At 68.5% G+C, this 24,185-nt stretch carries 29 protein-coding genes; 22 read left to right on the top strand and 7 right to left on the bottom strand.

What is annotated here, in order from left to right; translation table 11 throughout:
- Positions 1–5 precede the first annotated feature (5 nt).
- The 6 genes from Q0082_RS13320 to Q0082_RS13295 all read right to left on the bottom strand — a co-directional run bounded on the left by Q0082_RS13320 (position 6) and on the right by Q0082_RS13295 (position 3,408).
- The gene (locus Q0082_RS13320; protein ID WP_298193421.1) at positions 6–842 is read right to left on the bottom strand and encodes a lytic transglycosylase domain-containing protein; all 837 of its coding nucleotides are present in this window, start codon (positions 840–842) and stop codon (positions 6–8) included.
- Between the two features lie 65 nt (positions 843–907).
- Positions 908–1,285, bottom strand: a complete 378-nt coding sequence (locus Q0082_RS13315) for a flagellar protein FlgN (protein ID WP_298193419.1) — start codon at positions 1,283–1,285, stop codon at positions 908–910.
- The gene (gene flgM, locus Q0082_RS13310) at positions 1,282–1,590 is read right to left on the bottom strand and encodes a flagellar biosynthesis anti-sigma factor FlgM (RefSeq protein WP_298193418.1); all 309 of its coding nucleotides are present in this window, start codon (positions 1,588–1,590) and stop codon (positions 1,282–1,284) included. Before flgM ends, Q0082_RS13315 begins: the two co-directional genes overlap by 4 nt.
- A gap of 117 nt (positions 1,591–1,707) precedes the next feature.
- Positions 1,708–2,214 (bottom strand): flagella basal body P-ring formation protein FlgA, encoded by a 507-nt coding sequence (locus tag Q0082_RS13305; protein WP_298193415.1) that lies wholly within the window; start codon positions 2,212–2,214, stop codon positions 1,708–1,710.
- A 58-nt stretch (positions 2,215–2,272) separates the two neighbouring features.
- Positions 2,273–2,734 carry a hypothetical protein gene (locus tag Q0082_RS13300; RefSeq protein WP_298193414.1) on the bottom strand — a complete coding sequence of 154 codons (462 nt, stop codon included), beginning with the start codon at positions 2,732–2,734 and terminating at the stop codon, positions 2,273–2,275.
- Positions 2,731–3,408, bottom strand: coding sequence for a MotA/TolQ/ExbB proton channel family protein (locus Q0082_RS13295; RefSeq protein ID WP_298193412.1), 678 nt, complete (start codon positions 3,406–3,408; stop codon positions 2,731–2,733). The genes Q0082_RS13300 and Q0082_RS13295 overlap by 4 nt, the downstream gene beginning before the upstream one ends.
- A gap of 201 nt (positions 3,409–3,609) precedes the next feature.
- On the opposite strand from Q0082_RS13295, the gene flgB reads away from it, so the two are divergent.
- From flgB to alr, 14 genes are all read left to right on the top strand, one after another.
- On the top strand, positions 3,610–3,957 hold the full coding sequence (gene flgB / locus Q0082_RS13290; RefSeq protein ID WP_298193410.1) for a flagellar basal body rod protein FlgB: 348 nt from the start codon (positions 3,610–3,612) through the stop codon (positions 3,955–3,957).
- A 2-nt stretch (positions 3,958–3,959) separates the two neighbouring features.
- Complete coding sequence (gene flgC / locus Q0082_RS13285; RefSeq protein WP_298193407.1) at positions 3,960–4,373, top strand: flagellar basal body rod protein FlgC; 414 nt, start codon at positions 3,960–3,962, stop codon at positions 4,371–4,373.
- Positions 4,373–4,654, top strand: a complete 282-nt coding sequence (locus tag Q0082_RS13280; protein WP_298193404.1) for a flagellar hook capping FlgD N-terminal domain-containing protein — start codon at positions 4,373–4,375, stop codon at positions 4,652–4,654. Before flgC ends, Q0082_RS13280 begins: the two co-directional genes overlap by 1 nt.
- A 25-nt stretch (positions 4,655–4,679) precedes the next feature.
- Positions 4,680–5,492: a flagellar hook-basal body complex protein gene (locus Q0082_RS13275; protein WP_298193402.1), complete on the top strand. Its 813-nt coding sequence runs from the start codon at positions 4,680–4,682 to the stop codon at positions 5,490–5,492.
- Between the two features lie 15 nt (positions 5,493–5,507).
- Complete coding sequence (flgF, locus tag Q0082_RS13270; RefSeq protein ID WP_298193399.1) at positions 5,508–6,248, top strand: flagellar basal body rod protein FlgF; 741 nt, start codon at positions 5,508–5,510, stop codon at positions 6,246–6,248.
- A 43-nt stretch (positions 6,249–6,291) separates the two neighbouring features.
- A complete protein-coding gene (flgG, locus tag Q0082_RS13265; RefSeq protein ID WP_298193397.1) occupies positions 6,292–7,080 on the top strand; it encodes a flagellar basal-body rod protein FlgG in 789 nt (262 codons plus the stop codon).
- Positions 7,081–7,094: 14 nt separating this feature from the next.
- Positions 7,095–7,832 carry a flagellar basal body L-ring protein FlgH gene (locus Q0082_RS13260; protein ID WP_298193395.1) on the top strand — a complete coding sequence of 246 codons (738 nt, stop codon included), beginning with the start codon at positions 7,095–7,097 and terminating at the stop codon, positions 7,830–7,832.
- Between the two features lie 2 nt (positions 7,833–7,834).
- Complete coding sequence (locus tag Q0082_RS13255; protein WP_298193393.1) at positions 7,835–8,944, top strand: flagellar basal body P-ring protein FlgI; 1,110 nt, start codon at positions 7,835–7,837, stop codon at positions 8,942–8,944.
- Entirely contained in the window at positions 8,941–9,246 is a 306-nt protein-coding gene (locus Q0082_RS13250) for a rod-binding protein (protein WP_298193390.1), read from the top strand. Before Q0082_RS13255 ends, Q0082_RS13250 begins: the two co-directional genes overlap by 4 nt.
- A gap of 3 nt (positions 9,247–9,249) precedes the next feature.
- Complete coding sequence (gene flgK, locus Q0082_RS13245) at positions 9,250–10,590, top strand: flagellar hook-associated protein FlgK (RefSeq protein ID WP_298193387.1); 1,341 nt, start codon at positions 9,250–9,252, stop codon at positions 10,588–10,590.
- A gap of 7 nt (positions 10,591–10,597) precedes the next feature.
- Positions 10,598–11,524: a flagellar biosynthesis protein FlgL gene (locus tag Q0082_RS13240; protein WP_298193385.1), complete on the top strand. Its 927-nt coding sequence runs from the start codon at positions 10,598–10,600 to the stop codon at positions 11,522–11,524.
- 31 nt (positions 11,525–11,555) lie between these two features.
- On the top strand, positions 11,556–12,419 hold the full coding sequence (motA, locus tag Q0082_RS13235; RefSeq protein WP_298193384.1) for a flagellar motor stator protein MotA: 864 nt from the start codon (positions 11,556–11,558) through the stop codon (positions 12,417–12,419).
- A gap of 3 nt (positions 12,420–12,422) precedes the next feature.
- A complete protein-coding gene (locus tag Q0082_RS13230; RefSeq protein ID WP_298193382.1) occupies positions 12,423–13,262 on the top strand; it encodes a flagellar motor protein MotB in 840 nt (279 codons plus the stop codon).
- Between the two features lie 114 nt (positions 13,263–13,376).
- Positions 13,377–14,651 (top strand): alanine racemase, encoded by a 1,275-nt coding sequence (alr, locus tag Q0082_RS13225; RefSeq protein WP_298193380.1) that lies wholly within the window; start codon positions 13,377–13,379, stop codon positions 14,649–14,651.
- Positions 14,652–14,795: 144 nt separating this feature from the next.
- Here alr and Q0082_RS13220 read toward each other — a convergent pair whose 3' ends face one another.
- Positions 14,796–15,677, bottom strand: a complete 882-nt coding sequence (locus Q0082_RS13220) for a flagellin (RefSeq protein WP_298193378.1) — start codon at positions 15,675–15,677, stop codon at positions 14,796–14,798.
- A gap of 233 nt (positions 15,678–15,910) precedes the next feature.
- On the opposite strand from Q0082_RS13220, the gene Q0082_RS13215 reads away from it, so the two are divergent.
- The 8 genes from Q0082_RS13215 to Q0082_RS13180 are packed head-to-tail and all read left to right on the top strand — an operon-like array spanning position 15,911 to position 24,175.
- The gene (locus Q0082_RS13215; protein WP_298193376.1) at positions 15,911–17,203 is read left to right on the top strand and encodes a sigma 54-interacting transcriptional regulator; all 1,293 of its coding nucleotides are present in this window, start codon (positions 15,911–15,913) and stop codon (positions 17,201–17,203) included.
- Complete coding sequence (gene fliE / locus Q0082_RS13210) at positions 17,200–17,574, top strand: flagellar hook-basal body complex protein FliE (protein WP_298193374.1); 375 nt, start codon at positions 17,200–17,202, stop codon at positions 17,572–17,574. Before Q0082_RS13215 ends, fliE begins: the two co-directional genes overlap by 4 nt.
- A gap of 3 nt (positions 17,575–17,577) precedes the next feature.
- Positions 17,578–19,287, top strand: a complete 1,710-nt coding sequence (gene fliF / locus Q0082_RS13205; protein ID WP_298193372.1) for a flagellar basal-body MS-ring/collar protein FliF — start codon at positions 17,578–17,580, stop codon at positions 19,285–19,287.
- A complete protein-coding gene (locus tag Q0082_RS13200) occupies positions 19,284–20,312 on the top strand; it encodes a flagellar motor switch protein FliG (RefSeq protein WP_298193369.1) in 1,029 nt (342 codons plus the stop codon). The genes fliF and Q0082_RS13200 overlap by 4 nt, the downstream gene beginning before the upstream one ends.
- Positions 20,305–20,901: a FliH/SctL family protein gene (locus Q0082_RS13195; protein WP_298193366.1), complete on the top strand. Its 597-nt coding sequence runs from the start codon at positions 20,305–20,307 to the stop codon at positions 20,899–20,901. The genes Q0082_RS13200 and Q0082_RS13195 overlap by 8 nt, the downstream gene beginning before the upstream one ends.
- Complete coding sequence (locus Q0082_RS13190) at positions 20,895–22,217, top strand: FliI/YscN family ATPase (RefSeq protein WP_298193363.1); 1,323 nt, start codon at positions 20,895–20,897, stop codon at positions 22,215–22,217. Before Q0082_RS13195 ends, Q0082_RS13190 begins: the two co-directional genes overlap by 7 nt.
- Positions 22,214–22,648, top strand: a complete 435-nt coding sequence (locus Q0082_RS13185; protein ID WP_298193360.1) for a hypothetical protein — start codon at positions 22,214–22,216, stop codon at positions 22,646–22,648. Before Q0082_RS13190 ends, Q0082_RS13185 begins: the two co-directional genes overlap by 4 nt.
- 42 nt (positions 22,649–22,690) lie before the next feature.
- A complete protein-coding gene (locus tag Q0082_RS13180) occupies positions 22,691–24,175 on the top strand; it encodes a hypothetical protein (RefSeq protein WP_298193357.1) in 1,485 nt (494 codons plus the stop codon).
- Positions 24,176–24,185: the final 10 nt, after the last annotated feature.

The following is a 24,185-nucleotide window of genomic DNA, read 5'->3' as shown; positions in this document are numbered from 1 at the left end:
GCCGGTCAGATCCCCAGACTGCGAAGCTGGCCGTAGGCCGCGCGCACATGCGCAGGGGCCGCGCCGGGCTGGGCAAGCGCAAAGGCCTCGCGCAAGGTATCGGCCATCGATCGCGCGGGCGGCGCATCGGGGGCATGGGCCGCGGCGTTGAATGCCTGCTGGATCGGCCCGCCTGTCTGCACTTCGGGCGCGGCAAAGCTTGGCAGCGGCCCGTCGGGCGCGTTCATCGCGCTGGCCATGCGCCCGCGCAGCAGGTCCATCACCTCACCCACGGAGCGCGCGCCGCTTGCGCCGAAAAAGATCGCCCGGTTGGCCGCCGCCGCCTTGGGCAGCAGCGCCGCTGCACTCTGTGCCGGGTTGCTGCCCAGCGCCCCCAGGAAGCGACCCGCCCCCTCCGCACCCAGAAAATGCGCGAGGTACAGCTCGCTCGGATCGGGATCGCGACCCAGAATGCCGCTCAGGAAATCGCGGTTGTCGTTCGCCAGCTCGCCCGCCATCAACGCGGAAAGCTCCGGGTCCGAACGCAGCGCGAGCAGTTGCGCGCGCGAGGACGCATAGCCTGCGCCTGGCCCCGTTCCGGGAAGGCCATAGGCCGCGCCGTGCTTGTCGAGCATCGCAAGCCAGGTCTGCCCGGTGAACTGGTAAAGCCCCGTCGCGCTCGATGTCGCCGCGCGCGCCTTCGGATCGAGCCCGGATTCGAGCCGCGCCTGCGCCATGAGATAGGAGAAGTCGGTGCCGGTCGCCGCCGCCGCACGCGCAATCGCGCCTCTCACGTCCTTTGGGCGCACGTCTGGTGCAGGGCGCGGCGCCGGGGTTGCAGCAATGGGGGTAGGTTCGCTCACTCAGGTCCCTTTCCAGACTGCCGACGAACGGCAGCCGGAGAGGCTTCAGCAAGCAGCGTGCCAAATCAGCGCGCGCGCCCGATCCGGGCATGGGCGGCCTGCGCACGGTAGAGTGCCGGCTGGCCCGTCAGCGCATCAAGGCGCGCCGAAACATTGGCCGCAATCAGGTTGCGCACGCGGCGGTTTGCCTCGTTCACGCGGCGCGCCGCTTCCAGCAGGCCGCGGCATTCCTCGTCGATAGCCTCAGGTGCAGTCGTGTCGAGGCGGCCGCAAAGGGCATTCTTGTCCACTGCGCAGCCCATGATCGCATCCACGTCGAGCCCGGCAAGCGCCTGCCGCTCGTCTTCCAGAACGGCCAGCATCTGCCGCAGTGTATCGCGCAGCTGGGTGGGACGGCGGATCGGCTGAACAGTCTCGACAGCGTGATTGGCGTTCGGGCTCACTTGGGGCTCCTCAGCAGCATACCTGCCGCGATCATGGCATCGGCGATCTTGGTCGGCAGCACGGGGTATGTTCCGGTCTCGATGGCATGGCGGATCGTCTGGACCCGCTCCTGATCGACCGGGGCCGCTCCTGCTTTCACGGCTTCGCTGGTTTCCACCTGCGGCGCAGCGGTGGCGACGGCCAGGGCGGGCGCCTTGGGGGTTTCAGCCGTGGCTTCGGTCTGGACGGGCTTGCTGCCGGTTCCAACACTAGTGACCTGCACCGCGCTGACCGGGCGCGCTGCACCGATTTCTAAGGATGACATGGTCCGCTCCTCGCGTTTCCTGCAAATCAGAACGGACGTTGCAGGGAGAGTTTAAGCGGGGGCGGAAAAATTTTGCCGCAGGCGGCAGCGGACGGCAGAACGCCGCCGGGCCAGCGCTCAATCCACCGGCAATTCGACCAGCCCCGGCCGCACCACCCGGGCGCGCAGCGGATCGGCCTTGGCCGCCGTGCGCACGCGGATCCACGCACCCACTGCGCCCGCATCGAGCGCCTCGCCCGGCTGCGAGACCGAGAAGCCATCGCCGGCCACGGTCACCGTCACGCCTTCGCCGCGCGCGACCGCGATGGCCGCAGGAGTGGCCGCCGGGGCGACCCGTGCCGCACTCACAGGCACGAACACACGCCAGCCGCCCGCATCGGGGCAGCGCACCAGCACGCTTGTCTGCGCATTGCCATACCAGGAAAGCGCAAGCGGAGCGCTGCACCCCGCCAGCCGCAGCCGCCGGTCGACCGGCTGGGCGGCGCCGCCCGGCACACCGATCTGCTGCCCGGTAAAGGCGGCGACGGCGGTGTCGATTGCGGCAAGATCGGTGAGCGGTCCGGCCAGCGCCGGAAGCGGCGCCAGCATCAGCGCGGCGGAAAGAGCACGACGGAATGCGGCCATGGCACAGGGCTTTCGCAAGAGGAGGCAATGCCTGCCGCGCTGCAATCATCGTGCCACCTCACTCCGCATCATAGGCAAGGACCACGCTCGCGGCGTCTTCACGGCCCGGCTCGATCACGATCCGCGCGCCCGCTCCGCGTGCCCCGGCCATGGCCACCAGCGTCTGGACGCGGGCCAGCGCAGCCTGCTCGTGCCCCGCGAGGTGGCGCACAAGGATCGAGACCCGGAGCCGGGGATCGCCCCCCTGTTGCGCCAGCCATTCGGCAAGGCCCGGCGAGCCCGGCTCATCGCGCCACACGCCCACCGGCTCGGCCCGGGCTGAAGGCGCTGGGGCCGTAGGGGATGGGGGGGGCGCGGGCGCCCTGACTGGCGGCGGCGCACCCGGCAGCAGCGGCCCATCGGGCGCATTGGCAAGCGCCGCCGCCGTCATCATGAACAGGATCAGCGCAAGGTCTGCCAGGATCGTCTGCCACGGCATCGCGATCGGCGCGCCGTAGAGCCCGTGCGGCGGCGCGCTCATCCCGCCTCGCGCAAGTAGGCGCGCCGCACTGCGCTGCCGCCCGCCTGCACCGGCGGACAGGCCGGAGCCAGCTTCGCGATCATCCAGTCGGCAATCTCGCGCCGCGCCGCTTCCTCGTCCTCCACCCGCCGCTCCACCGCGCGCGACAGCGGCGCCAGCACCAGATTGCCGAGCAGCAGGCCATACAGCGTGGTCAGCACCGCCATCGAGATCGCACCCATGAAGGCGCCGCGCGCGAGGCCGTCTGCCGGTAGCTGGCTCAGCGAAACCAGCGTTCCGGCAAGGCCGAACACCGGCGAAAGCTCCGCCCCCAGCGCCAGCGTACGCACCGCGCGCAGCGCGCGCGCCACGCGGGCTTCGCGCGCGGCATCGTCGCTGCTCACGAAGGCGGCAAGGCTGCGCGTCTGGATCACCGCGGAGAGCGCCGCATCGATGGCAGGATCGCCGCTAGGGCGCGGGCTGGTCCGCAGCAGGCCTTCGCGCCCGGCCTGCGCGACGACCGGAGCGAGCGCGCCGCGCACCGCATCGGCGCGAAAGCGCGGGCGCAGCAATGCGCCGAGCGCCGCCATCGCCGCACGGCAATCCGCCGTGCCGCTGCGCAGCGCCGTCGCGCCCAGCGTTCCTCCGATGACAATGCTCGCCGCCACAGGGTCGAGCATATGCGCCAAGTCCATCGCAGCCTGCCTCATTCCTTCGTCTTGCCAAGAACGGCAGCGCGCGGCCGCGCTTCAGGGGCGGCGGAACCATTTTGCCGCCATCCGGCAAGCGCTTGCCGCAAGCCGGCCGACCACCGTCGCGAACCGCCAGCAAATCCGCGCTTGGCACGCCCCTTGCTGATCCCCTGACAGGAAAAACCGTCTTCAAGGCCAAGACCCATGAGCGACACTCTCTTCGGCATCCACGGCGCGGCGCTCGAACTCCGCTCGCAGCGCATGGGGTTGCTTGCCTCCAACCTCGCCAATGCGGGCACTCCCGGCTACAAGGCGAAGGACATCGATTTCGCCGCCGCGCTCAAGGCCCGCACCGGCGGCGCCAGCGAAGCGCAGGCCATGTCTGCCGCGACGCGCTACCGCATGCCGGTCATGCCCAGCCTCGATGGCAACACCGTCGAGATGGCGACCGAGCAGACCGCCTTCGCCGAGAACGCGGTCGGCTATTCCGCCACGCTCTCGTTCATCCGCGGCCGGGTCGAGACGCTCACCCGCGCGATCAAGGGCGAATGACGATGGCTGGTCCCGGCAACCCCCTCTCGCTGTTCGACGTCACCGCCCGCGCCATGTCGGCGCAGCTGGTGCGGATGAACGCCTCGGCCTCCAACCTTGCCAATGCCGGCAATGTCGCCGCGAGCAAGGACGCCGCCTACCGCCCGTTGCGCCCCGTCTTCGCCGAGGAACTCGATCGCTCCTCGGGCCTCGCCACGGTGCGCGTCGCCGGCGTCTACCGCAGCGATGCTGCACCGGTGCGCATGCACGATCCCGATCACCCTCTCGCCGATGCCAATGGCGATGTCTGGGAAGCCCCGGTCGATGAGAACGCCGAGCTGGTCGAGATGATGGAGAGCGCCCGCCAGTACCAGAACGTGGTGGAAGCGATGCAGACCGCCAAGCAGCTGATGCTTGAAACGATGAGGATGAAATAATGACCGCGATCAATCGATACACCGCGGCCTCTGCCGCCTCGTCCGCCGCCAAGGCCGCCACGACCACCGCCAAGAACTCGTGGGGCTCCTTGGGCGCCAACGATTTCATCAAGCTGCTCACAGCGCAGCTGCAGAACCAAGACCCGACCGCGCCGGTCGATAACAGCCAGATGATTGCCCAGCTCGCCCAGTTCTCCAGCCTTTCGGCGGCGAACAGCACCTCCGACACGCTGAAATCGATCGAGGCCAAGCTCGACAAGCTGACCGGCCTGAAGATCTGAAACCGCTTCTCGAAAGGACTTCCCCATGTCGTTCTATACTTCGCTCAACGGCCTCAAGAACGCCCAGACCGATCTCGGCGTGATCAGCAACAACATTGCCAATGCCGAAACCAACGGATTCAAGAAGAGCACCGTCGCTTTCGCCGATATCGTCGCGGGCAGCGCCTTCACCAATCCGAAGCTGATCATGGGCATCGGCGCTACGGTCGAGTCTATCAATCAGAACTTCCAGCAGGGGCCGGTCGAGCAGACCGGCAATGCGCTCGATCTCGTCGTCAACGGCGATGGATTCTTCACCACCAAGTCGGCCGTTTCGGGCGATACGCTCTACACCCGCAACGGCGCGTTCGAGATCGACGAGAACGGCTATCTCGTGCGCGGAAATGGCAATCGCCTGCAGGTCTTCCCGACCGACGCCGCCGGCGTCGTCACCGGCACCACGCCGCAATCCGTGCAGATCCCGGCCACCAACGCCGGTGGCGCACAGTTTGCCGGCGTCGCGGTGGGCAAGAACGGCCTGATTACGGCCTCCTATGCCGATGGCACCAACACCCCCGTCGGCATGGTCGCGCTCGCCACCTTCCTGTCGCCGGGCGGGCTGCGCCAGGAAGGCTCGTCCAACTGGAGCGCCACCGGCATTTCGGGCGCGGCGACCTATGGCGCGCCGGACTCGGGCTTCTACGGCGGCATCCTCTCGGGCGCGCTCGAGCGCTCGAACGTCGATCTTTCGGAGGAAATGGTCGGCCTGATCACCGCGCAGCGCAATTTCCAGGCCAATGCCAAGGCGATCGATACCGCCACGCAGATCTCGCAGACCATCATCAACCTGCGCACCTGAGGCTGAGCTAGCGCCATGGACCGCCTGATCTACACCGCCTACTCCGGCCTCACCGGCTCGATGGTCACCCAGCAAGTGATCGCCAGCAACATGGCCAATGCGCAGACCATCGGCTTTCGTGCCGAGATGCTGAACGCCGATCCAATGACGCTGAAGGGCCCCAGCATCGAGGCCCGCGCCATGACGCGCGGCGAAGTGCGCGGCGCCAACATGAAGCAGGGCGCGCTAATCGAGACCGGCAACCCGCTCGATGTGGCGCTCACCGGACGAACCATGCTGGCGGTGCAGGGCGCGGACGGCGAGGAAGCCTATACCCGGCGCGGCGATCTTTCGGTCGATGCGACGGGCCTCCTCACCAATGGCGATGGCCGCCCGGTCGTCGGCGATGCGGGGCCGGTCACCGTGCCGCCGGGCGCCAGGATCACCGTTGCGCCTGATGGCCGCGTCCTCGCCGCCCTCCCCGAAGCGCCGGATCAGCCGCCGCAGGAAGTCGGCAGGATCAAGCTCGTCAGCACAGCCGGCTCGCGCATCGAGAAGGGGCTCGACGGCCTCTTCCGCGTCCCTGGCGGCGGCGCGCTGCCCGCTGACGAGGAAGCCCGGCTCCAGCCCGGCAGCCTCGAGCAGTCCAATGTCGAGCCCACCCGCGTGCTGGTCGAGATGGTCGAGGCGCAGCGCCTGTTCGACATGCGCACCAAGCTCATCTCGACCGCGCGCGAGCTCGATGAAGGCGGCGCCGGCCTCATGCGCCTCACCTGATAGCCCCTCCCAGATAGCCAGCTAATCCAAGGACCTGACCCCCATGCCCTCCTCAGCCCTTCACGTCGCCCGCACCGGTCTTGAGGCACAGGACACGCGGATGCGCGTGATCGCCAACAATCTCGCCAACGTCGGTACCACCGGCTTCAAGCGCGATCGCGCCAACTTCGCGACCATGGCCTATCAGGATGCGCGCACCGCCGGGCAGCAGTCCTCGGGCGAGACCGCCTATGCCACCGGGCTCAATCTCGGCACCGGCGTCGGCATCCAGTCGACCACGCGCATCGCCACGCAAGGGCCGCTTCAGACCACCAACAACGCGCTCGATCTCGCGCTCGATGGCGAGGGTTACTTTCAGGTCACGCTGCCCGGCGGCCAACTCGCCTATACCCGCGCAGGCAATTTCAGCCGCTCGGCGGAAGGCCAGCTTGTCACCGCACAGGGCTATGTCGTGCAGCCGCCGGTGACGATCCCCGAAGGCGCCACCTCGATCACCATCGCGCCCGACGGCACCGTCTCGGCGGCGCTCCCCGGCACTGCAGAGCCCTCGCAGCTCGGCCAGATCACCATCGCGAGCTTCGCCAATCCGGCGGGGCTTGCGGCGGGCGGCGACAACTTCCTCACCGAAACCGCCGCCAGCGGCGCCGCGCAGATCGGCATCGCCGGCGAAGTCGGGCGCGGGCGCATCCGGCAGGGCTTCCTCGAAAGCTCGAACGTCAACGTCGTCGAGGAGCTGGTGGACATGATCGAGACCCAGCGCGCCTACGAGGTCAATTCCAAGATGATCTCGGCGGTCGACGAAATGCTCAAGAACGCCAACCAGACACTGTGATGGACACCAGCCCGATGATGGATTCTCCCTTCGATGCCGCCTTCCGCGCGTCTGCCGATGGCAAGCCACTCGGTCTGCGCCTGCTGGTGTGCCTGCTGGTGCCGCCCGCCGTGGTGCTCGCCGCCATCCTGCCCGCCAGCCATGCGCATAGCCGCCCCACGCGCCCGGCCGAAGGCTTCGCGCCGGTGCTGCCACAGGCCCCTGCGCCACGCCCGGCAGACGGCGCGATCTTCAACGTTTCGGCCGGATATATCGGTCTCGTCGAGGGCCGCCGTGCCCATGCCGTGGGCGATACCCTGACGATCATCCTGACCGAGCAGCTCAACGCCTCGAAAAGCGCCGCGGCCAAGACGCAGAAGAACGGCGCCTTCAACGTGGTGCCCCCCACCGCCGGGCCATTGTCCTTCCTCGATCCCAATGCCCTTAAAGCGTCGGGCGGATCGTCGTTCAACGGACAGGGGAATGCCACGCAGACGAGCACGCTCGGCGGCGAGGTATCCGTCACCATCGCCGAAGTCCGCCCCAATGGCACGGCACTCGTTGTAGGGGAAAAGCGCTTGCTGCTGAGCCAGGGCCAGGAATGGGTGCAGCTTTCCGGCATCGTCCGCCTCGGCGATATCGATGCGGACAACCGCGTGCGTTCCACGCAAGTCGCCGATGCGCGCGTCACCTACACCGGCAACGGCTCGATCGGCCGCGCCAGCCGCGAAGGCTGGCTGTCGAAGTTCTTCAGCGCGATCAATCCGTTCTGATCATGGCCCGCGCTCCCCTCCTCCAGGCCCTCGTCGCCCTGCTCGCCGCGATCACCCTCGCGCCCGCACCCGCGCACGCCGACCGCGTGCGCGATCTCGGCGAATTCCAGGGCGTGCGCACCAACCAGCTCACCGGCTACGGCGTCGTCGTCGGCCTGCCCGGCACGGGTGACGACAACCTCGAATACATTACGCAGGCGATGCGCGGGGTCTCCGGCCGGCTCGGCGTGCAGCTGCCGCAGGGCATCTCCCCCGGCCTCAAAAACGCCGCCGCCGTGCTCATCACCGCCGATCTCCCCGCCTTTGCCAAGCCCGGCCAGCGGATCGACGTCACCGTCTCCACCATCGGCAAGGCCAAGAGCCTGCGCGGCGGTGCGCTGATCCTTGCCCCGCTCTATGGCGCGGACGGGCAGATCTACGCCATGGCGCAAGGCAATCTTGCTGTCGGCGGCCTCGGCATCACCGGCAAGGACGGCAGCCAGCTTACCGTCAACGTCCCCACCGTCGGCCGCATCGCCGAAGGCGCCAGCGTCGAACGCGCAGTCGCCACCGGGTTCGACAGCGGCGAAGTGCTGCGCTGGAATCTGTTCAATGCCGATTTCCTCACTGCCAGCCGCGTGCGCGATGCGGTCAACGCGCGCTTCCCCGGCGCCGCCACCGTGGAAGACGGCATCACCCTTGCCATCCGCTTGCCCGCGGCGACCGACACGCGCGCGACGATGATGGCCTCGATCGAGATGATCGAGGTCCAGCCTGCCGAAACCGCAGCGAAGGTCATCGTCAACAGCCGCACCGGCACGGTCGTGATCAACAGCGCGGTGCGCCTCTCGCCCGCTGCGATCAGCCACGGCAAGCTTGTCGTGAAGATCGACGAGAAGCCGCAGGTCTCGCAGCCCGGCGCGTTCAGCCGGGGCCAGACCGCCGTCACCCCGTCGAGCCAGATCAATGTCGAGGAAGGCCAAGCCCACGTCGCGTTGTTCAAGCCCGGCGCCTCGCTCTCCAGCCTTGTGGATGCGCTCAACAAGCTCGGCGTCACCCCCTCCGATCTCGTCGCGATCCTCGAGGCACTCAAGCAGGCCGGCGCGCTACGGGCCGAGATGGAGGTCATATGAGCCCGCTCGCGCCAACCACTGCAACCACCGCGTCGGCCGCAGACCGCGCGGCGCTCAAGAAGGCCGCGCAAGGCTTCGAGGCGATCTTCGTGCGCCAGATGCTCGCCGCCGCGCGCGCCACCAGCCTCGCCGGAGATGATCCGATCTTCGGCGGCCAGGCCAATGAAACGTTCACCGCGATGCGCGACGAGCGCTTTGCGGACATCGCTGCGCAGGCCGGCACCTTCGGCCTCGCCCGGCAGCTCGAAGCCCAGTTTGCGAAGCTGCTGCCCCCTGCAGCGCCGACCGCGAAGGAAGGATAAGCCATGGCCTCCGACCTTCTGTCCATCGGCCTTTCGGGCGCAAAGGCCGCGCGCATCGGGCTCGATGTCACCGCGCAGAACATCGCCAATGCGGCGACCGAAGGCTATGTCCGCCGCTCCATCGGCCTCACCGAAGTCGCCTCCACCGGCTATAACCAGAACGTGCGCGACGTCTCGCTTTCGGGCGTGCGGGTGGAAAAGATCGTGCGCAACGCCGATGCCTTCCGCCAGAGCGAAGTGCGCCGCACCGGTTCGGACACCGCCCGCGCCAACGCTGAAGTGAACGGCCTCAGCAACATCGAATCCGCGCTCGAACAGTCCGGCGTCTATCCGGCCATCACCGGCTTTGATGCCGCGCTGCAGAAGCTCAAGGAAGATCCCGTCGATACCTCGCTGCGGGCTTCGGTGATCGAGGCCGCGCGCACGATGGGTGCCACCTTCCAGATCGCCGCCAAGGAAATGGACGCGGTCGGCAAGGGCCTGCAATTCGAAGCATCGGACGGCGTAACGCAAGTCAACCGCATTGCCGGCGAACTCGCGCGCACAAACATGCGGCTGGCCCGCGCGGCGGATGCAAGCTCCGACCAGACCGCGCTGCTCGACCAGCGCGACAAGCTCCTCGCCGATCTCAGCCAGTACGGCGATATCACCACCAGCCTCGCGCAGGATGGCAGCGTCACCGTCACGCTTGGCAATACGGCCACCAACGACCCGCTCGTCAGCGGGGGCGCCACGCGCATGCTCGCCATGACCACCGCCGCCGACGGCACGCTCGCCTATACGCTTGATGGCGCCGCGCTCACGCTTGCGGGCGGCTCGCTCGCCGGCCAGCAACTTGCGCTGGGCAAGCTCGCCCAGCTCAGGGGCGATCTCGACGATCTCGCCGATACCATCGTCACCCGGGTCAACGACGCGCAAGGTCTTGGCACGGACCGCGATGGCGCCGCCGGCGCCGATCTCCTTACCGGCAGCACCGCCGCCACGATCGCGCTGGCCACCAGCGATCCCGCGAAGATCGCCACCGCCCCTGCCGGCGCACTCAAGAACAGCCGCGATGCCGGAAATCTCGATGCGATGCGCGCGTCGCTATCGGTTGCCGATCCCGCCGGCCGGATGGACGCGATCCTGTTCGATATTTCGGCCACCGTCTCGGGCCGCACTGTCACGCGCGATGCGCTCGCCACGATCTCGGGCGCGGCGCGAACCGCGCTCGCGGCCCAGACCGGCGTCGATCTCGACACCGAAGGCGTCAATCTCGTCCGCTACCAGCAAGCGTTCCAGGCCTCGGGCCGGGTCATGCAGGTCGCGGCTTCGCTGTTCGATTCGCTGCTCCAGATCCGGTAGGCACCTCATGAGCATCTTCGCCACCAACACGTCCGCTTTCTACGAACGCTCGACGCAGAACCTTTCGGCGCTGCGCGGGCAGGCGGAGGAGTTGCAGAACCAGATCAGCTCCAACAGCAAGCTGACCAAGTCCTCGGACAATCCGCTGGCGGCCTCGCAGCTGCGTGCCCTCGCACGGTCGGAATCGCTCGGCACGATCGATGCCGCCGCAACCAACCGCGCCACCGTCGATCTCAATCTCACCGATACCGCGCTGAACCAGTTCGCCACCTATGTCAGCCGCGCGCAGGAACTCGCTACGCAGGCCGCCTCCGCGCTGCTGCCCCCCGCGCAGCGCGCCAGCATCGCCTCCGAACTCGCGCAGATCCACCAGGGCCTCGTTGGCCTCGCCAACGCGCGCGACAGCGCCGGCCACGCCCTGTTCGGCGGTGACAGTCCCGGCGATGCCTATCAGATCGACCCCGCCACCGGCGCCGCGCAATACATCGGCGGCGGCAGCGCCGGGCAGCTTTCGCTGGGTGACGGCCAGACGGTCAGCCGCAGCCTCACCGGCCCCGAATTCCTCTCCTTCAAGGACCCAGCCGGCAACCAGACCGACCTGCTGACGGTGGTGAAGGCGCTCTCCGACGCGCTCACAAGCGGCGCGGCCAGCACCGCCACCACGGCGCAGGCCGCGCTCGGCTCGCTCGCCAACGGGCTCGATGCGATCACCACCGCACAGACCGTGGTCGGCTCGCGGCTGAGCTGGATCGACCTCTCGACCGAGCGCCAGCAGGCAATGAGCGAGGCCCGCGCCTCGCAGCAGGAGGATATCGGCACGCCCGAACTGGGCTCCACGCTCGCCCGCCTGCAACAGCTTTCCACCGTGCTCGAAGCGAGCCAGGCCAGCTTCTCAAAGCTCGCCAATCTCTCGCTGTTCGATTTCCTGCGCTGACGCTCGCGCAACTCCGGGACCATAGACCGCCATGTATGCTGCCATCGGTATCGTCATTCTCCTCGTCATGGTGTTCGGGGGCTTCGCCATCACGGGCGGCGCGCTCGGCCCGGTCATGGAGGCCATTCCGCACGAAATGCTGATCATCGGCGGCGCGGCTCTGGGCGCCGTCGTCACCGGCAATTCACTGCATGAGATCAAGGCGATCGGCGGCGGACTGGGCAAGGTGTTCAAGGGGCCCAAGCACAACAAGCAGGACCATGTTGACGCCATCGTGCTCTGCACGCGCCTCATGAAGATCCTCAGGAGCGACGGCCCGGTCGCTTTGGAAAGCCACGTCACCGATCCCGCAAATTCGCCGATCTTCGCCGAATTTCCGCGCATCCTCGCCAACAAGCCGCTCGTCGCGCTGATCTGCGATACGCTCACCCTCATCGTCGTGTCCTCGGGCACGCTCGAGGTCCACGCCGTCGAGGACGTGATGGACCACGCGATGAAGACGCACTTCCACGAGATGAGCGAGCCGCAGCACGCCCTGCAGAACCTCGCCGACGCCCTTCCCGCGCTCGGCATCGTCGCCGCCGTGCTCGGCGTGGTGAAGACCATGGGCTCGATCGACAAGCCACCTTCGATCCTGGGCGCGATGATCGGTTCCGCGCTCGTCGGCACGTTCATGGGCGTGCTGCTCGCCTATGGCATCGTCGCCCCGCTCGCAGGCCGGCTCAAGCAGGTGCTCGATCAGGACGAGATGATCTTCCAGGCAGTCAAGCAGGTGATCATCGCGAGCCTCCACGGCTGGCCGCAGCCCCTCGTCGTCGAAAGCGCGCGCTCCGGCCTCGGCCACTCGTTCCGCCCGGGCCTTTCCGAACTGCTCGACGCGCTGCGCGGACGCTAACCCGTGGCCAAGTCTCCCAAGGGCAAGAACGAACCCGTCCGCCCGATCATCGTCAAGAAAGTCACCGTCGTCGAAGGCGGCCACCACGGCGGCGCGTGGAAGGTCGCCTATGCCGACTTCGTGACCGCGATGATGGCGTTCTTCCTGCTCATGTGGCTGCTCGGCGCCACCACCGAGAAGCAGCGCAAGGGCATTGCGGACTATTTCACGCCCACGCTGGTCAAGATGAAGGAAGGCAGCGCCGGCTCCTACGGCCTGCTCGGCGGCTCCTCGCTCACCGATACCGACAGCTACCAGTACCGCGCCGGCCAGACCGGCACCAAGACACTGACGATCCCGCGCGATGCCACCGGCGGCCCCAAGGACGGCGGCACCAAGGCCAAGCGCACCGCCAGCCTCCAGCAGCGGCTCCAGCAGAAGCTCGCCGCCAGCCAGACCTTGCGCAAGCTCGCGCGGCAGGTGCGCGTCACGCAGACGCCCGAGGGCATCCGCCTCGATCTCATGGACGACGCCAAGTTCTCGATGTTCCGCCTCGGCACCACGATCCTCACCCCCGAGGCGGCCGAACTCGTGCGCGCGATCGGCCAGGCGCTCGGGCCCGATAACGGCGGCCTCACCGTGCGCGGCCACACCGATGCCTTGCAGTGGAAACCCGGAGATCCCGCCAACAACTGGTCGCTGAGCGCCGGCCGCGCCGAGGCCACCCGCCTCGCCCTGATGAAAAGCGGCATCGCCGAAGGACGCTTCCGCCGCATCGAAGGCGTCGCCGATCAGGAACCCCTCATCGCCAACGACCCGACCGACCCCCGCAACCGGCGGATGAGCATCCTGCTGATGAACTGAGAAACCTCCCCGGAACGGGTAAGCGGTGGGGGAGGGGCAGCTTCGCCCGGCCCCTTGCGCCTGTGACAATATCCTGCCTAGCCTGCGCGCACCAACAGGGCGAGGTACAAGGGCATGATCCACAGGCGCACATTTCTGGCCGCAGCCGCTGCGGGCACCGCCATGGCCGCCACCCGCGCCGCCGCCGCACCGATCCTCTCCACCACCAACTTCGGCATCACCCTCGCGGCTGCGCAGCGGCGCAACGGGTGGATCGAAGTGGATGCCGCCGCCTTCGAGAAGAACATCGCCACGCTGCGCGGCATGATCGGCCAATCGCGGATCTGCGCGGTGATGAAGGCCGATGCCTATGGCAACGGCATCGCGCTCCTGATCCGTTCGGTCATCGCTGCCGGGATCACCGATGTCGCGATCACCTCCAACGACGAGGCCCGCGTCGCGCGCCAGTTGGGCTATCGCGGCCGGCTCTACCGTATCCGCCTCGCCGCGCCGGAGGAAATGGAAGACGCCATGGGCACCGGCCTTGTCGAGCTGATCGGTAACCCGCAAGCCGCCGCCCGGCTCGAAGCGCTCTGGCGCCAGCGCCGCCCGCGCTTCCCGCTCCCCGTCCACCTCGCGCTCAACGCGGGCGGCATGTCGCGCAACGGGGTGGAGCTTTCCACCGACTACGGCAAGGCCGATGCCCGCGCGATGCTCGCCCTCAAAGGCCTGCGCATCGCCGGCATGATGACGCATTACCCCAGCGAGGAAGCGCCCGACATTCTCGGCCAGCTCGCGCGCTACAAGGAAGATCTCGCCTGGCTGCAAGGTGAAGGCCTCAAGGCCGAAGGCCTCACCCGCCACACCGCCAACACGTTCGCCACGCTGACCCAGCCCGATACCCGGCTCGACATGGTCCGCGTCGGCGGGGCGCTCTATGGCGATCCCGGCTCGGTCAAGACCAGCGCGTTCATTCCCGTCCCCACGATCAAGTCGCGCGTCGCGGCGGTCAATCACTACCCCGCCGGCCAGACCGTCGCCTACGACCGCACCTTCCGGCTCGAGCGCGAAAGCTGGCTGGCGAATATCCCGATCGGCTATTCGGACGGGGTGCGCCGCGGCTTAAGCCACGCCAACCGGCCCGAATTCCCCGCCGAGGCCAGGAACCACACCGAAGTCCTCATCCGCGGCCGCCGCGCGCCGGTTGTCGGCCGCGTCACCATGAACACGCTCATGGTCGACGTCACCGATCACCGCGACGTGAAGCTGGGCGATGAAGTCGTCCTCTTCGGCGCGCAGGGCGCAGACCGCATCACCCAGGCCGAGTTCGAAGCCAACAGCAGCGCCTATGCCCCCGAAATGCTCGCCGTGCTCGGCGCGACACTCCCAAGAGTTCTGAAGCTCCGGTGATGGCTGTTTCGGCATCGCCGAAGCGGGCTGGCGCCGCCTTCCGCGTCTGCCGAAAAAACACGCCAAAAACCCGGCGATCCGTGGAGGGATCGCCGGGCGATGGTGCCAGCCCGGTGGAGAGCGGGCTGGCAGGGACTTCAGGACTTAGCGCAGCAGCGAGAGCACGTTCTGCTGGCTCTGGTTGGCCTGCGCGATCATCGCGGTCGAGGCCTGGCTCAGGATCTGGGCCTTGGCCATCTGCGTCGTTTCGGCCGAGTAATCGGTGTCCTGGATCCGCGAACGGGCGTCGGACAGGTTGGTGATGTTGTCGTTGAGGTTGTTGACCGCCGATTCAAGACGGTTCTGGCCGGCACCGAGCGTCGCACGGGTCGAGTTGACGTTGGCGAGCGCGGCATCGACGTTGTCGATCGTGGTCGAGGCATTGGCCGTCGAGGAGACATCGAGCGCCTGCGTCGCAGCGGTTGAGTCATAGGCCGTCAGCGTGCCGCCGAACAACTTGGTGCCATCGAACGCCTTCGAGACGATGTCGACCGTGTCGGTGGTGTTCGCACCGGTCTGGATCGAGAACGTCGCGTCGTCCGAACCGTTGGCGGCCGGGGCCGCACCGACCACGGCAAACACGGCGTTGCCGTTGAACTTCGTGTTGTTCAGCACGTCCGAGATCTGGGCGTTGAGGTTGCCGACTTCCGACTGCATCGCGTCGCGGTCGGACTGCTGGTAGGTGCCCGACTTCGACTGCACGGCCAGTTCGCGGACGCGCTGCAGCATGTTGGTCACTTCGTTCAGCGCGCCTTCCGCGGTCTGCGCCAGGCTGATGCCGTCGTTGGCGTTGCGCACGCCCTGGCTCATGCCCTTGATCTGCGAGGTCATCGTGGTGGCAATCGCGAGGCCGGCTGCGTCGTCCTTCGCGCCGTTGATGCGCTTGCCGGTCGAAAGGCGTTCCATCGCCGTGCCGGCCATCTTGGCCGCGCTGTTCGAAGCATTGGCAGCCTTGATCGCGCTGATGTTGGTATTGATAACCGCCATGGTCTGTCTCCGTATGAGAGGGGTCGTTCCCCGGTTGACGCCGGTCGGGGATCGACGCGGCAGCCACGGCAAAGACCGGCAAGAAGCTGCCGGGTTTAAGGGGGGCTTCGGCAGCGATCTGCCGGACTTACGGAGTTACCCTTAGGGCAGGCGCGGAGCTTAAAGTTTCGGCCCGCTTGACGTTTTCGCGCGACAAATGGCCCTGCACGATGGTTAACACAGGGCTTGAAATCATGAACAAGGATCAGACCACCCGCGTGGTCGCAGATCGTCCCGCCGGTGAAAGGGGGGAAGCACACGCCGCCTTGCTCGCCCGGGCAAGGTCGGTCCTGGGCAGTTTTACCCCGGCGGGCACTTACACTCTGCGCAGCGTCGATGCGCCCGCCGCCCCCGGGCTTCATGATCGCACGGTGCTGCTGTCGCGCGCCGCCACCAATGCTATCACGCGCAGCCACGGCGGCCGGCACGAACTGTCCTATGCCGATAGCGCCGATCCCGCCGTGCTCGCCGCGCTCGTCGCCTGCGCCGCGCCTCCGGGCAGCCCGGTTGCCGCTGATCCCGAAACGCTTTCGATCCTCGCGCTGGCCGAGCGTCTTGCCGGGGCCGAAATCCCGGTGCTCATCAATGGCCCGACCGGCACCGGCAAGGAAGTCCTCTCCCGCTATATCCACTTGCGCTCGCCGCGCGCGGCCGCCCCTTTCATCGCCATCAACTGCGCCGCCATGCCCGAGACCATGCTCGAGGCCATGCTGTTCGGCCACCAGAAGGGCGCCTTCACCGGCGCCAATGCCGCCGCCGAGGGCTTCTTCCGCGCCGCGCACGGCGGCACGCTGCTGCTCGACGAGATCGCCGAGATGCCCCTCGCACTCCAGGCCAAGCTGCTGCGCGTGCTGCAGGAAGGCGAAGTTGTGCCCTTGGGCGCCACCAGGCCGGTCAAGGTCGACGTGCGCATCATCGCCTGCGCCAACCGCGATCTCCCTGCCGAAGTCGAGGAAGGCCGGTTCCGCGCCGACCTGTTCTACCGCCTCAACGTCTTCCCGCTCGAACTTGCCGCGCTGCGCGACCGCCCGGCGGATATCGCGCCGCTCGCCTTCGCCATGGTGCTGCGCCATGTGCCTGCTGGCTGCCCGGTGCCATGGATCAGCGAGGCCGCGCTTGCCATGCTCGAAGCCCACGCCTGGCCCGGCAATGTTCGCGAACTGGAAAACGTCATGCGCCGCGCGCTGCTACTTGCCGGAGACGCGCCCGAGATCGGCATGCAGCATGTCGTCTTCGACCGTCCGGTGCGCCCCGCCGGCGAAGCTGTCAGCGCCGATCCCGCACCCGGCATCACCACGGTGCCGGGCGGCAAGCTGTCCAACATCGTCCAGCTTTCCGAAACCCGCGCCATCCTCGCCGCACTCGATAGCTGCGGCGGCAGCCGCGTCGCTGCTGCGCGCAAGCTCGGCATATCCGAACGCACCTTGCGCTACCGCCTCGCCGAATTCCGCGAGAACGGCATCGCCGTCGCCGGTAGCCGGCGATGAGCGGGCCGGGGGGCATTGGCGGCGCTGGCGGTGCTGGGGGCCTCCAGCAGATCATGGCGCTGCGCCAGCAGATCATCGATCGCTCGCAGCTCCTCCAGCAGGTGCGGACGCCTGCAGCCGGCGCGGCTGAACCTGCGCCGGAAGCGCCTGCGAATGGTTTCACCTCGGCGCTCAAATCCGCGCTCGATAACGTGAACGCGGTGCAGGAAAACGCCGCGAAGCTCAGCGAAGGCTACGACAAGGGCGAGGTTACCGACATCGCCAAGGTCATGCTCGCCCGTCAGGAAGCCGGCGTTGCCTTTGAGGCCACGCTGCAGGTGCGCAACAAGCTGCTCACCGCCTACCAGGACATCATGAGGATGGGGGTCTGATAAATGGCTGAACCCGCCGCAACCAGCCTCTCGCTCTTCGCCCCGCTCACCGATCCGGCCGGCGGCTCGATGCTGTCGCGCACCGGCGCCTTCCTCGGCCAACCGCCGGTGCGCCGTGCGCTGCCGTGGTTCGCCGGCGTTTCCGCCGCGGGCCTCACCGCGCTGCTCTACCTTGCCATGGCCCCCGCCCCGCAGCGCATTCTCTACAGCGATCTCAGCGACAGCGAGCGCGCGCAAGTCGTCGCCGCGCTCGACAAGGCATCCATCGCCTACACCATCGATAACGCCACCGGCGCGGTCACCGTGGGCGAGAACGATCTCTACAAGGCGCGCATGGTTGCCGCTTCCGATGGCGCCCTCGCTACGCCCGAAACCGGCGCGCAGATGCTCGACAAGCTGCCGATGGGCGCCAGCCGCACCCTGGAAGGCGAACGCCTCCTCGCCGCACGCGAGCGCGAACTCGAACTCACGATCATGCAGATCGACGGCGTGGAGGCCGTGCGCGTCCACCTCGCCGAACCGGAAAAGTCCGTCTTCGTGCGCGACAATGCCGCCCCCACCGCCTCGGTCATGGTCAAGCTCGCGCGGGGGCGGCAGCTGGCGGACAGCCAGGTCAGCGCCATCGTCAATCTTGTCGCCGGCTCGGTCCCTTCGCTCTCCGTCGATGCGGTCAAGGTGATCGATCAGCACGGCCGCCTGCTTTCCTCGGCCAAGCCCGGCGATACCGACCGGCTCGATCTGCAGTCGCGCATGGAAGAAAAGCTGCGCAGCCAGGTCTCGCAGCTCCTCACCCCCATGCTCGGCGAGGGTAACTTCTCCAGCGAGATCCAGGTCGATCTCGATATGGACCAGCTCACCTCCGCGCGCGAAAGCTATGACAAGCAGGGCGTGGTCCGCAGCGAAACGCAGTCCGCCAGCCAGGGTGCGGGCGCAGGCACTGCGGCAGGCGTCCCCGGCGTCCTTTCCAACACCCCGCCGCCGCCCACCACCGCACAGCCCGGCGCGCCCGGTGCCCAGCCCACTCCGGGCGCCACCCCCAGCGCAGCGGCCACGCCAGCGGCCACCGGCGAAAGCTCCTCCGCGCGCACCTATGAACTCGGCCGCGAAGTTGCCGTCACCAACCAGACCCCCGGCAAGATCAAGCGCCTCTCGGTAGCGGTCGCGCTTTCCGGCGCGATCATGGCCAAGGCCAAACCCGCCGAGATCGACCAGATCAAGCAGCTCGTTGCCGCCGCCGTCGGTGCCGATACCGCGCGCGGCGATCAGGTCGCGGTCGTGGTGCGCAATTTCAGCCCCATTGCTGTCACCCCGCCCGCGTTCTGGGAAACCCCGTGGTTCGCGATTATCGTGCGCAATGTCGTGGCCTTGCTCGCGGTGCTCCTCACTCTCCTCCTCGGCGTGCGCCCCCTGATCAAGGCGCTGAAGCGCGATCCCGCGCCCGTCATCGTCAAGGACAGCGAAGAGGCTGCAGAAGGCGAATCCGCAGAATCGAGCGAGGACGACGAAGGCGGCGAAGAAGCTCCTGCCCGCCGCCGCCGCAAGAAGATCCAGCGCATCGAGCCGATCGTCGATCCCGAAACCGGCGAGATCGACCCTGATGCGCTCAGCCGCCAGGTCGGTGTCGCCCAGCGCATCGTCGCCGAACAACCCGACAGCGCGCTCAACGCCTTGCGCCAGCTCCTCAACGAACCCGCGCCCGAGGGAATGGAATGACCACCGAGGCCCAGAACCCGTCAGCCGGCGAAATCAGCGGCCCCACCCGCGCCGCCGTCATGATGATGCTGCTCGACGACGACCATGCCGCGACCCTGCTCTCCCAGCTCGAACCCGCCGAGCTGCGCCTGCTCGGCGCGAAGATGTGCGAAATCGGCGAGATCGATGCCGATGCGATTACGCAGGCCCTGCAGGGCTTCGTCGACAATGCGGCGCAAGTCACCATCGGCGCCAATGACCGGGTCAATCAAGTGCGCCACCTGATGACCAGCGCGGTGGGGGACTTCAAGGCGGACAATCTCATGCAGCGCATCGCCCCCGATGCGCCGCGCCCCGGCTCCAGCCTCGAACTCGCCCGCTGGCTCACGCCGCACGCGCTGGTGCCGCTGGTGCAGGGCGAGCATCCGCAGGCGCTGGCGGTGCTGCTCGTCCAGCTCGATCCCGATGTCGCCGCGGGCGTGCTCCACGCTCTGCCCGAAGCGCTCCAGCCCCAAGTGATCCAGCGCATCGCCACGCTCGGCCCCGTCGCGCCCGAAGCCATCGCCATGCTCGAAGACCTCCTCGCCCAGCGCATCACCGAATGCCACGGCAGCGCCGCGCTCACCATGGGCGGCCCGCGCGAGGCGGCCGATATCATCAACGCCTCGGTCCGCGCGGTCGAGAGGCGCGTCATGCCCGAGATCGCGCGGGCGGACAAACAGCTCGCCAAGGCCATCGAGAACGAGATGTTCAAGTTCGAGCACCTCTTTGTGCTCGACGAGAAATCGATGGGCTCGCTGCTGCGCGAAGTCGATTCCGACACGCTCATCGCCGCGCTCAAGGGCATCGCGCCCGAAACCCGCGAATGCTTCTTCCGCGCCATGTCGAGCAGAGCCGCCGAAGGCGTGCGCGACGAGATCGATGCGCGCGGCCGCATGAAGATGGCCGAGGTGGTCGAGGCGCAGAAGGCCGTGGTCACCGCCGCTCGCCGCCTCGCTGCCGAAGGCGTGATCGTGTTTGGCGCGGGCGACGACGACTATGTCTGAACGCGTGCGCGTGCTTTCCCTTGCGGAACTCGGCCTCGTCCCGGGCGGTTTCCGCGAGGACCGCCGCTTCGTGCGCGAGGCCGCGCCCCCGGCAACCGTGCTGCCCGCCGGGCCTGAGGAAGACCCCGAAACCCGCGCCTTTGCCGCCGGCTATGCGCAAGGCGCCGCCGATGCCGAAGCCGCCTTCACCGAAGCGCTAGCCCAGCAGGACGCCGCCCGAGAGAGGATCGAACTCGCCTTCGGCCGCCTCGACTCCGATCTTACGCGCGAACTCGAAGCCCGCCTGCGCGATACCGTCCTCGCGCTCTGTGCCCCGCTGCTCAGCGAATATGCCGCAAACGAGGAAGCCCTCGCCGCGCGCGTCAAGATCGCCGCAGGCATGCTTGCGCGCGCTGCGGACGAACGCGTCATCCGCCTCCACCCCGAAGACCTCGCGCTGCTCGCCGCCCGCCTCCCCGAAGACTGGCACTTCGAGCCTGACCCTGCGCTCGAACGCGGCGCCCTGCGCATCGAAGGCAGCGCCGGCGGTGTCGAGGACGGCCCCGGCACCTGGGCCCGCGCGCTCAGCGATGCGCTCTCCGCATGCTGAACACAGCAATCCCCCTCCTCACCCGCTGCGAAGAGGCCCAGCCCGATTTCGCCCCGCGCCGCTACGGTCTCGTCACCGCCTGCGATGGCGGGTTGCTCGAAGTCAGCGGGCTTTCGCTGCCCATTGGCGCCCAGTGCCGCATCGCGCACGGATCCGGCTCCCTGCTCGCAGAAACGATCGGCTTTCGGGCTGGGCGCATGCTGATGATGCTGCTCGGCGATACCGTGCTGCTGCGCCCCGGCGCGCGCGTGCGCCCCGAAGGCAAGCCCGGCATGCTTCCCGTCGGCGAAGCCTTCCTCGGCCGCGCTGTCGATGGCGAGGGCCTGCCCATCGATGGTGGCCCGCCCATCGCCGCCCGCGCGGAATGGCCCTCCGGCGGCGTGCGCTCCGGTGCGCTCGACCGTGCGCCCGTGCGCGAACCCTTCGATGTCGGCGTGCGCGCCTTGAATGCGCTCACAACCTTCGGCGTCGGCCAGCGCATTGGCGTCATGGCGGGCTCAGGCGTCGGCAAATCCGTCCTGCTCGACATGATCGCCCACGGCACCGAGGCTGAGATCGTCGTCGTCGGCCTGATCGGCGAACGCGCGCGCGAAGTCAGCGATTTCGTCGAGAAGCACATGTCCGGTCCCCGCCGTGCGCGCAGCGTGGTCGTCGCCGTCCCTGCCGATCACGCCCCCAACTTGCGCATCCGCGGCGCCATGCTCGCCACCTCGATGGCCGAATACTTCCGCGCCGCCGGGCATCAGGTCCTGCTCATCATGGACAGCCTCACCCGCGTCGCCCACGCAGGCCGCGAGATCGCGCTGCTGCTCGGCGAACCCGGCGCCGCGCGCGGCTACCCGCCTTCCGCGCTCGCCACGATCACCAAGCTGGTCGAGCGCGCGGGCAATTCGGCGGCGAGCGGCGGTTCGGTCACCGGGCTCTACACTGTGCTAGCGGACGGCGACAATCAGGACGACCCGGTGGTCGATACCGCCCGCGCGATCCTCGATGGCCACGTCGTCCTCTCGCGCGATCTCGCCCAGCGCGGCCAGTATCCCGCGATCGACATCGCCGCCTCATTAAGCCGCGTGATGAACGATATCGTCGACCCGTTGCACCAGGCCGATGCCCGCGCTTTCCGTGCGCTGATCGCAAATTACGAGGCAAACCGCGATCTCGTCCTGATGGGCGCCTACCGTGCCGGTGCCGATCCACAGCTCGATCGCGCCATTGCCATGCACGGCGCGCTTACCCAGTTCCTCAGTCAGCCGCAGCGCGAAGTCGTGCCGATGGACCGTAGCGTGGCTGAACTCGCCGCGCTGATGGCGGCATGAGCAGCGCGGACCGCACCAAGCTGAAGCGCCTGCGCCGGCTTGAGCGCCTGCGCGGTATCGCCCGCCAGACCGCGCTCGTCGAAGCCGCGCGGGCCGAAGCCACGCTCGCCCAGGTCAGCAACCTCGAAGCGCGCACCGCCGCGCTGATCGAGGCCTATCGCCTGCGCCGCAACGCGCGTGACGGCAGCGAGCTGCGCCAGACGCAGCACTTCGTCGCCGGCCTCACCCGCATTGCCGACCAGACCGCCAGCGATCTCGTCCGCGCCCGTGAGGCCGCCGATGCGCGCGCTGCAGAGGCCGCCGAGGCCGAGCGCCGCCGTGCCGCGGTGGACGAGCGGATCGAGGCCGCGCGCCAGCGCCTCGCGCGCAAATCTGCAGAAAATGCTCAGCCTGCAGCTCCGTCGAGCCCGCTTGGCACGCCTCTTGAATAAGAGCCGTTAACCAAGCCGCTTGCCAAGGACCGCTGCCCCGCCATGACCGCGCCCGCCCCCACTCTGATTTCCAGCGTAGCAGCGCCGGTCGCCATCCAAGGGGCGGCAGCGGCAGCAACGGTATCTGGCTTGCAACCCGGTGAATCGGCTGACTTTGCGGCTCTTCTTGCGCGTGAGGTGCCCACGCTTACTCCGGCCCTGCTCACCGCCGCACCTGTGCTCACCGCCCCCGCCACGCGCCTCGCCTCGCCTGCCGCAGCGCCCACCGATCCCTCCCTCGCAGCGGAGGCCCCGGCAGAGCCCGGCAAGGTCTTGCCGCCCACCCGGCAAAAGTCTGCCGCCATGCCCGCCGCGCTCGCGCTTGCCATCACTCAGGTGCCGGTTGCCGCCGATGTGGATAACGGCGAGCCCGCCACGCCTCCCGTCAAGGCCGATGGCGACCAGCCCGAGGCTGCTCAAACCGCGCTCGTCCTTGCGCTCGCCAGCCCTGCGCTGCCCCTGCCAGTTCCTGCCGCCGCATCGCTATCGGCCAAGCCTGCCCAGATCGTTCCAGCCGCCGCACCGCTATCGGCCAAGCCTGCCCAGATCGTTCCAGCCGCCGCGCCCCCATCGGCCAAGCCTGCCGGGTCCGACCTGGCCGCGCATAGCGTGGTCCCGGCAGTGCCGCGCCCCGCACCCTCCGCAGAAGCAGCGAACCCGGCCCCCGCACCCGCCGCCAATCCTCCGGTCCCGAATGCGCAGGCCGCGCATCCAGCGGCCTTTGCCGTCGCCAGCCTCGTGCTCGAACGCGAAATCACCGCCGATCCGGCGCCGCAGGCCGCCCCGCCAGCACCGGTCGCGCCCGAAGCTGCCGCGCAGAATGTTGCCCGCGCGCAGCCCTCCACCTTTGCGGCGCTGACCGGCACACCTTCGGCTTCCCGCGCGGCGCCCCGCAAGGCACCTGCCGAACTCGATCCAGCCGTTCCCGGCCCGCGCTCTGCCACGCTTCCGGTACCCGAAACCGCCAGCGCGCTGGCGCAAGCCCTGCCGGCCGTCGCCGCCGCGCCCGCACCCGCGCCCGCACCCACCGCGCCTTCTGCTCCGCAGCCGATCAGTTTCGATCAGCTGGTCGAATCGATCGCCCGCGCGCGTGATGGGCTCGAACCCGCCGGCCCGGTCTCCGTCGCCATGCACCATGCCGAATTCGGCCGCATTGCGCTGCGCATCGAGGGCGACGCCGCCGGCCTCTCGGTCGCACTGACGAGCCCCGATCCCACCTTCGCCCCCGCCGTCGCCGCGGCCCATGCCGCCGCCATCACCGCCGAACCGGCCCGACCGGCAGCTGGCGAGCCCCGCGCCGACCCCCGCGCCGAAACACCGGGCCAGAGCCTCGCCCAGGGCCAGATGCAGGGCCAGATGCAGGGCCAAACGCCGGGCCAGGGCCAGCAGCGCCAGACCGCCAACACCCCCACCGCGCAGCGCCCTGCCGCCAACCCCGCCCGCCCGTCCGCATACGCTGACGAACGCCGCGGCAGCATCTTCGCCTGATCCCATTTTT

Source organism: Novosphingobium sp., from assembly GCF_027489515.1.
In the GTDB taxonomy this organism is placed as follows: domain Bacteria; phylum Pseudomonadota; class Alphaproteobacteria; order Sphingomonadales; family Sphingomonadaceae; genus Novosphingobium.
This window is presented reverse-complemented; position numbering and strand designations above follow the sequence as displayed.

Bases quoted from the DNA above. Each gene is read 5' to 3' on its own strand.
- flgB (WP_298193410.1), top strand. From the start codon at position 3,610: ATGAGCGACACTCTCTTCGGCATCCACGGCGCGGCGCTCGAACTCCGC.
- Q0082_RS13255 (WP_298193393.1), top strand. From the start codon at position 7,835: ATGGCCCGCGCTCCCCTCCTCCAGGCCCTCGTCGCCCTGCTCGCCGCG.
- flgK (WP_298193387.1), top strand. From the start codon at position 9,250: ATGGCCTCCGACCTTCTGTCCATCGGCCTTTCGGGCGCAAAGGCCGCG.
- Q0082_RS13240 (WP_298193385.1), top strand. From the start codon at position 10,598: ATGAGCATCTTCGCCACCAACACGTCCGCTTTCTACGAACGCTCGACG.
- alr (WP_298193380.1), top strand. From the start codon at position 13,377: ATGATCCACAGGCGCACATTTCTGGCCGCAGCCGCTGCGGGCACCGCC.
- Q0082_RS13215 (WP_298193376.1), top strand. From the start codon at position 15,911: ATGAACAAGGATCAGACCACCCGCGTGGTCGCAGATCGTCCCGCCGGT.
- Q0082_RS13280 (WP_298193404.1), top strand. From the start codon at position 4,373: ATGACCGCGATCAATCGATACACCGCGGCCTCTGCCGCCTCGTCCGCC.
- Q0082_RS13295 (WP_298193412.1), bottom strand. From the start codon at position 3,408: ATGGACTTGGCGCATATGCTCGACCCTGTGGCGGCGAGCATTGTCATC.
- fliF (WP_298193372.1), top strand. From the start codon at position 17,578: ATGGCTGAACCCGCCGCAACCAGCCTCTCGCTCTTCGCCCCGCTCACC.
- flgF (WP_298193399.1), top strand. From the start codon at position 5,508: ATGGACCGCCTGATCTACACCGCCTACTCCGGCCTCACCGGCTCGATG.
- Q0082_RS13180 (WP_298193357.1), top strand. From the start codon at position 22,691: ATGACCGCGCCCGCCCCCACTCTGATTTCCAGCGTAGCAGCGCCGGTC.
- fliE (WP_298193374.1), top strand. From the start codon at position 17,200: ATGAGCGGGCCGGGGGGCATTGGCGGCGCTGGCGGTGCTGGGGGCCTC.
- Q0082_RS13195 (WP_298193366.1), top strand. From the start codon at position 20,305: ATGTCTGAACGCGTGCGCGTGCTTTCCCTTGCGGAACTCGGCCTCGTC.
- Q0082_RS13275 (WP_298193402.1), top strand. From the start codon at position 4,680: ATGTCGTTCTATACTTCGCTCAACGGCCTCAAGAACGCCCAGACCGAT.
- flgG (WP_298193397.1), top strand. From the start codon at position 6,292: ATGCCCTCCTCAGCCCTTCACGTCGCCCGCACCGGTCTTGAGGCACAG.
- Q0082_RS13190 (WP_298193363.1), top strand. From the start codon at position 20,895: ATGCTGAACACAGCAATCCCCCTCCTCACCCGCTGCGAAGAGGCCCAG.
- Q0082_RS13260 (WP_298193395.1), top strand. From the start codon at position 7,095: ATGATGGATTCTCCCTTCGATGCCGCCTTCCGCGCGTCTGCCGATGGC.
- Q0082_RS13185 (WP_298193360.1), top strand. From the start codon at position 22,214: ATGAGCAGCGCGGACCGCACCAAGCTGAAGCGCCTGCGCCGGCTTGAG.
- flgM (WP_298193418.1), bottom strand. From the start codon at position 1,590: ATGTCATCCTTAGAAATCGGTGCAGCGCGCCCGGTCAGCGCGGTGCAG.
- Q0082_RS13220 (WP_298193378.1), bottom strand. From the start codon at position 15,677: ATGGCGGTTATCAATACCAACATCAGCGCGATCAAGGCTGCCAATGCT.
- Q0082_RS13200 (WP_298193369.1), top strand. From the start codon at position 19,284: ATGACCACCGAGGCCCAGAACCCGTCAGCCGGCGAAATCAGCGGCCCC.
- Q0082_RS13305 (WP_298193415.1), bottom strand. From the start codon at position 2,214: ATGGCCGCATTCCGTCGTGCTCTTTCCGCCGCGCTGATGCTGGCGCCG.
- Q0082_RS13250 (WP_298193390.1), top strand. From the start codon at position 8,941: ATGAGCCCGCTCGCGCCAACCACTGCAACCACCGCGTCGGCCGCAGAC.
- flgC (WP_298193407.1), top strand. From the start codon at position 3,960: ATGGCTGGTCCCGGCAACCCCCTCTCGCTGTTCGACGTCACCGCCCGC.
- Q0082_RS13300 (WP_298193414.1), bottom strand. From the start codon at position 2,734: ATGAGCGCGCCGCCGCACGGGCTCTACGGCGCGCCGATCGCGATGCCG.
- motA (WP_298193384.1), top strand. From the start codon at position 11,556: ATGTATGCTGCCATCGGTATCGTCATTCTCCTCGTCATGGTGTTCGGG.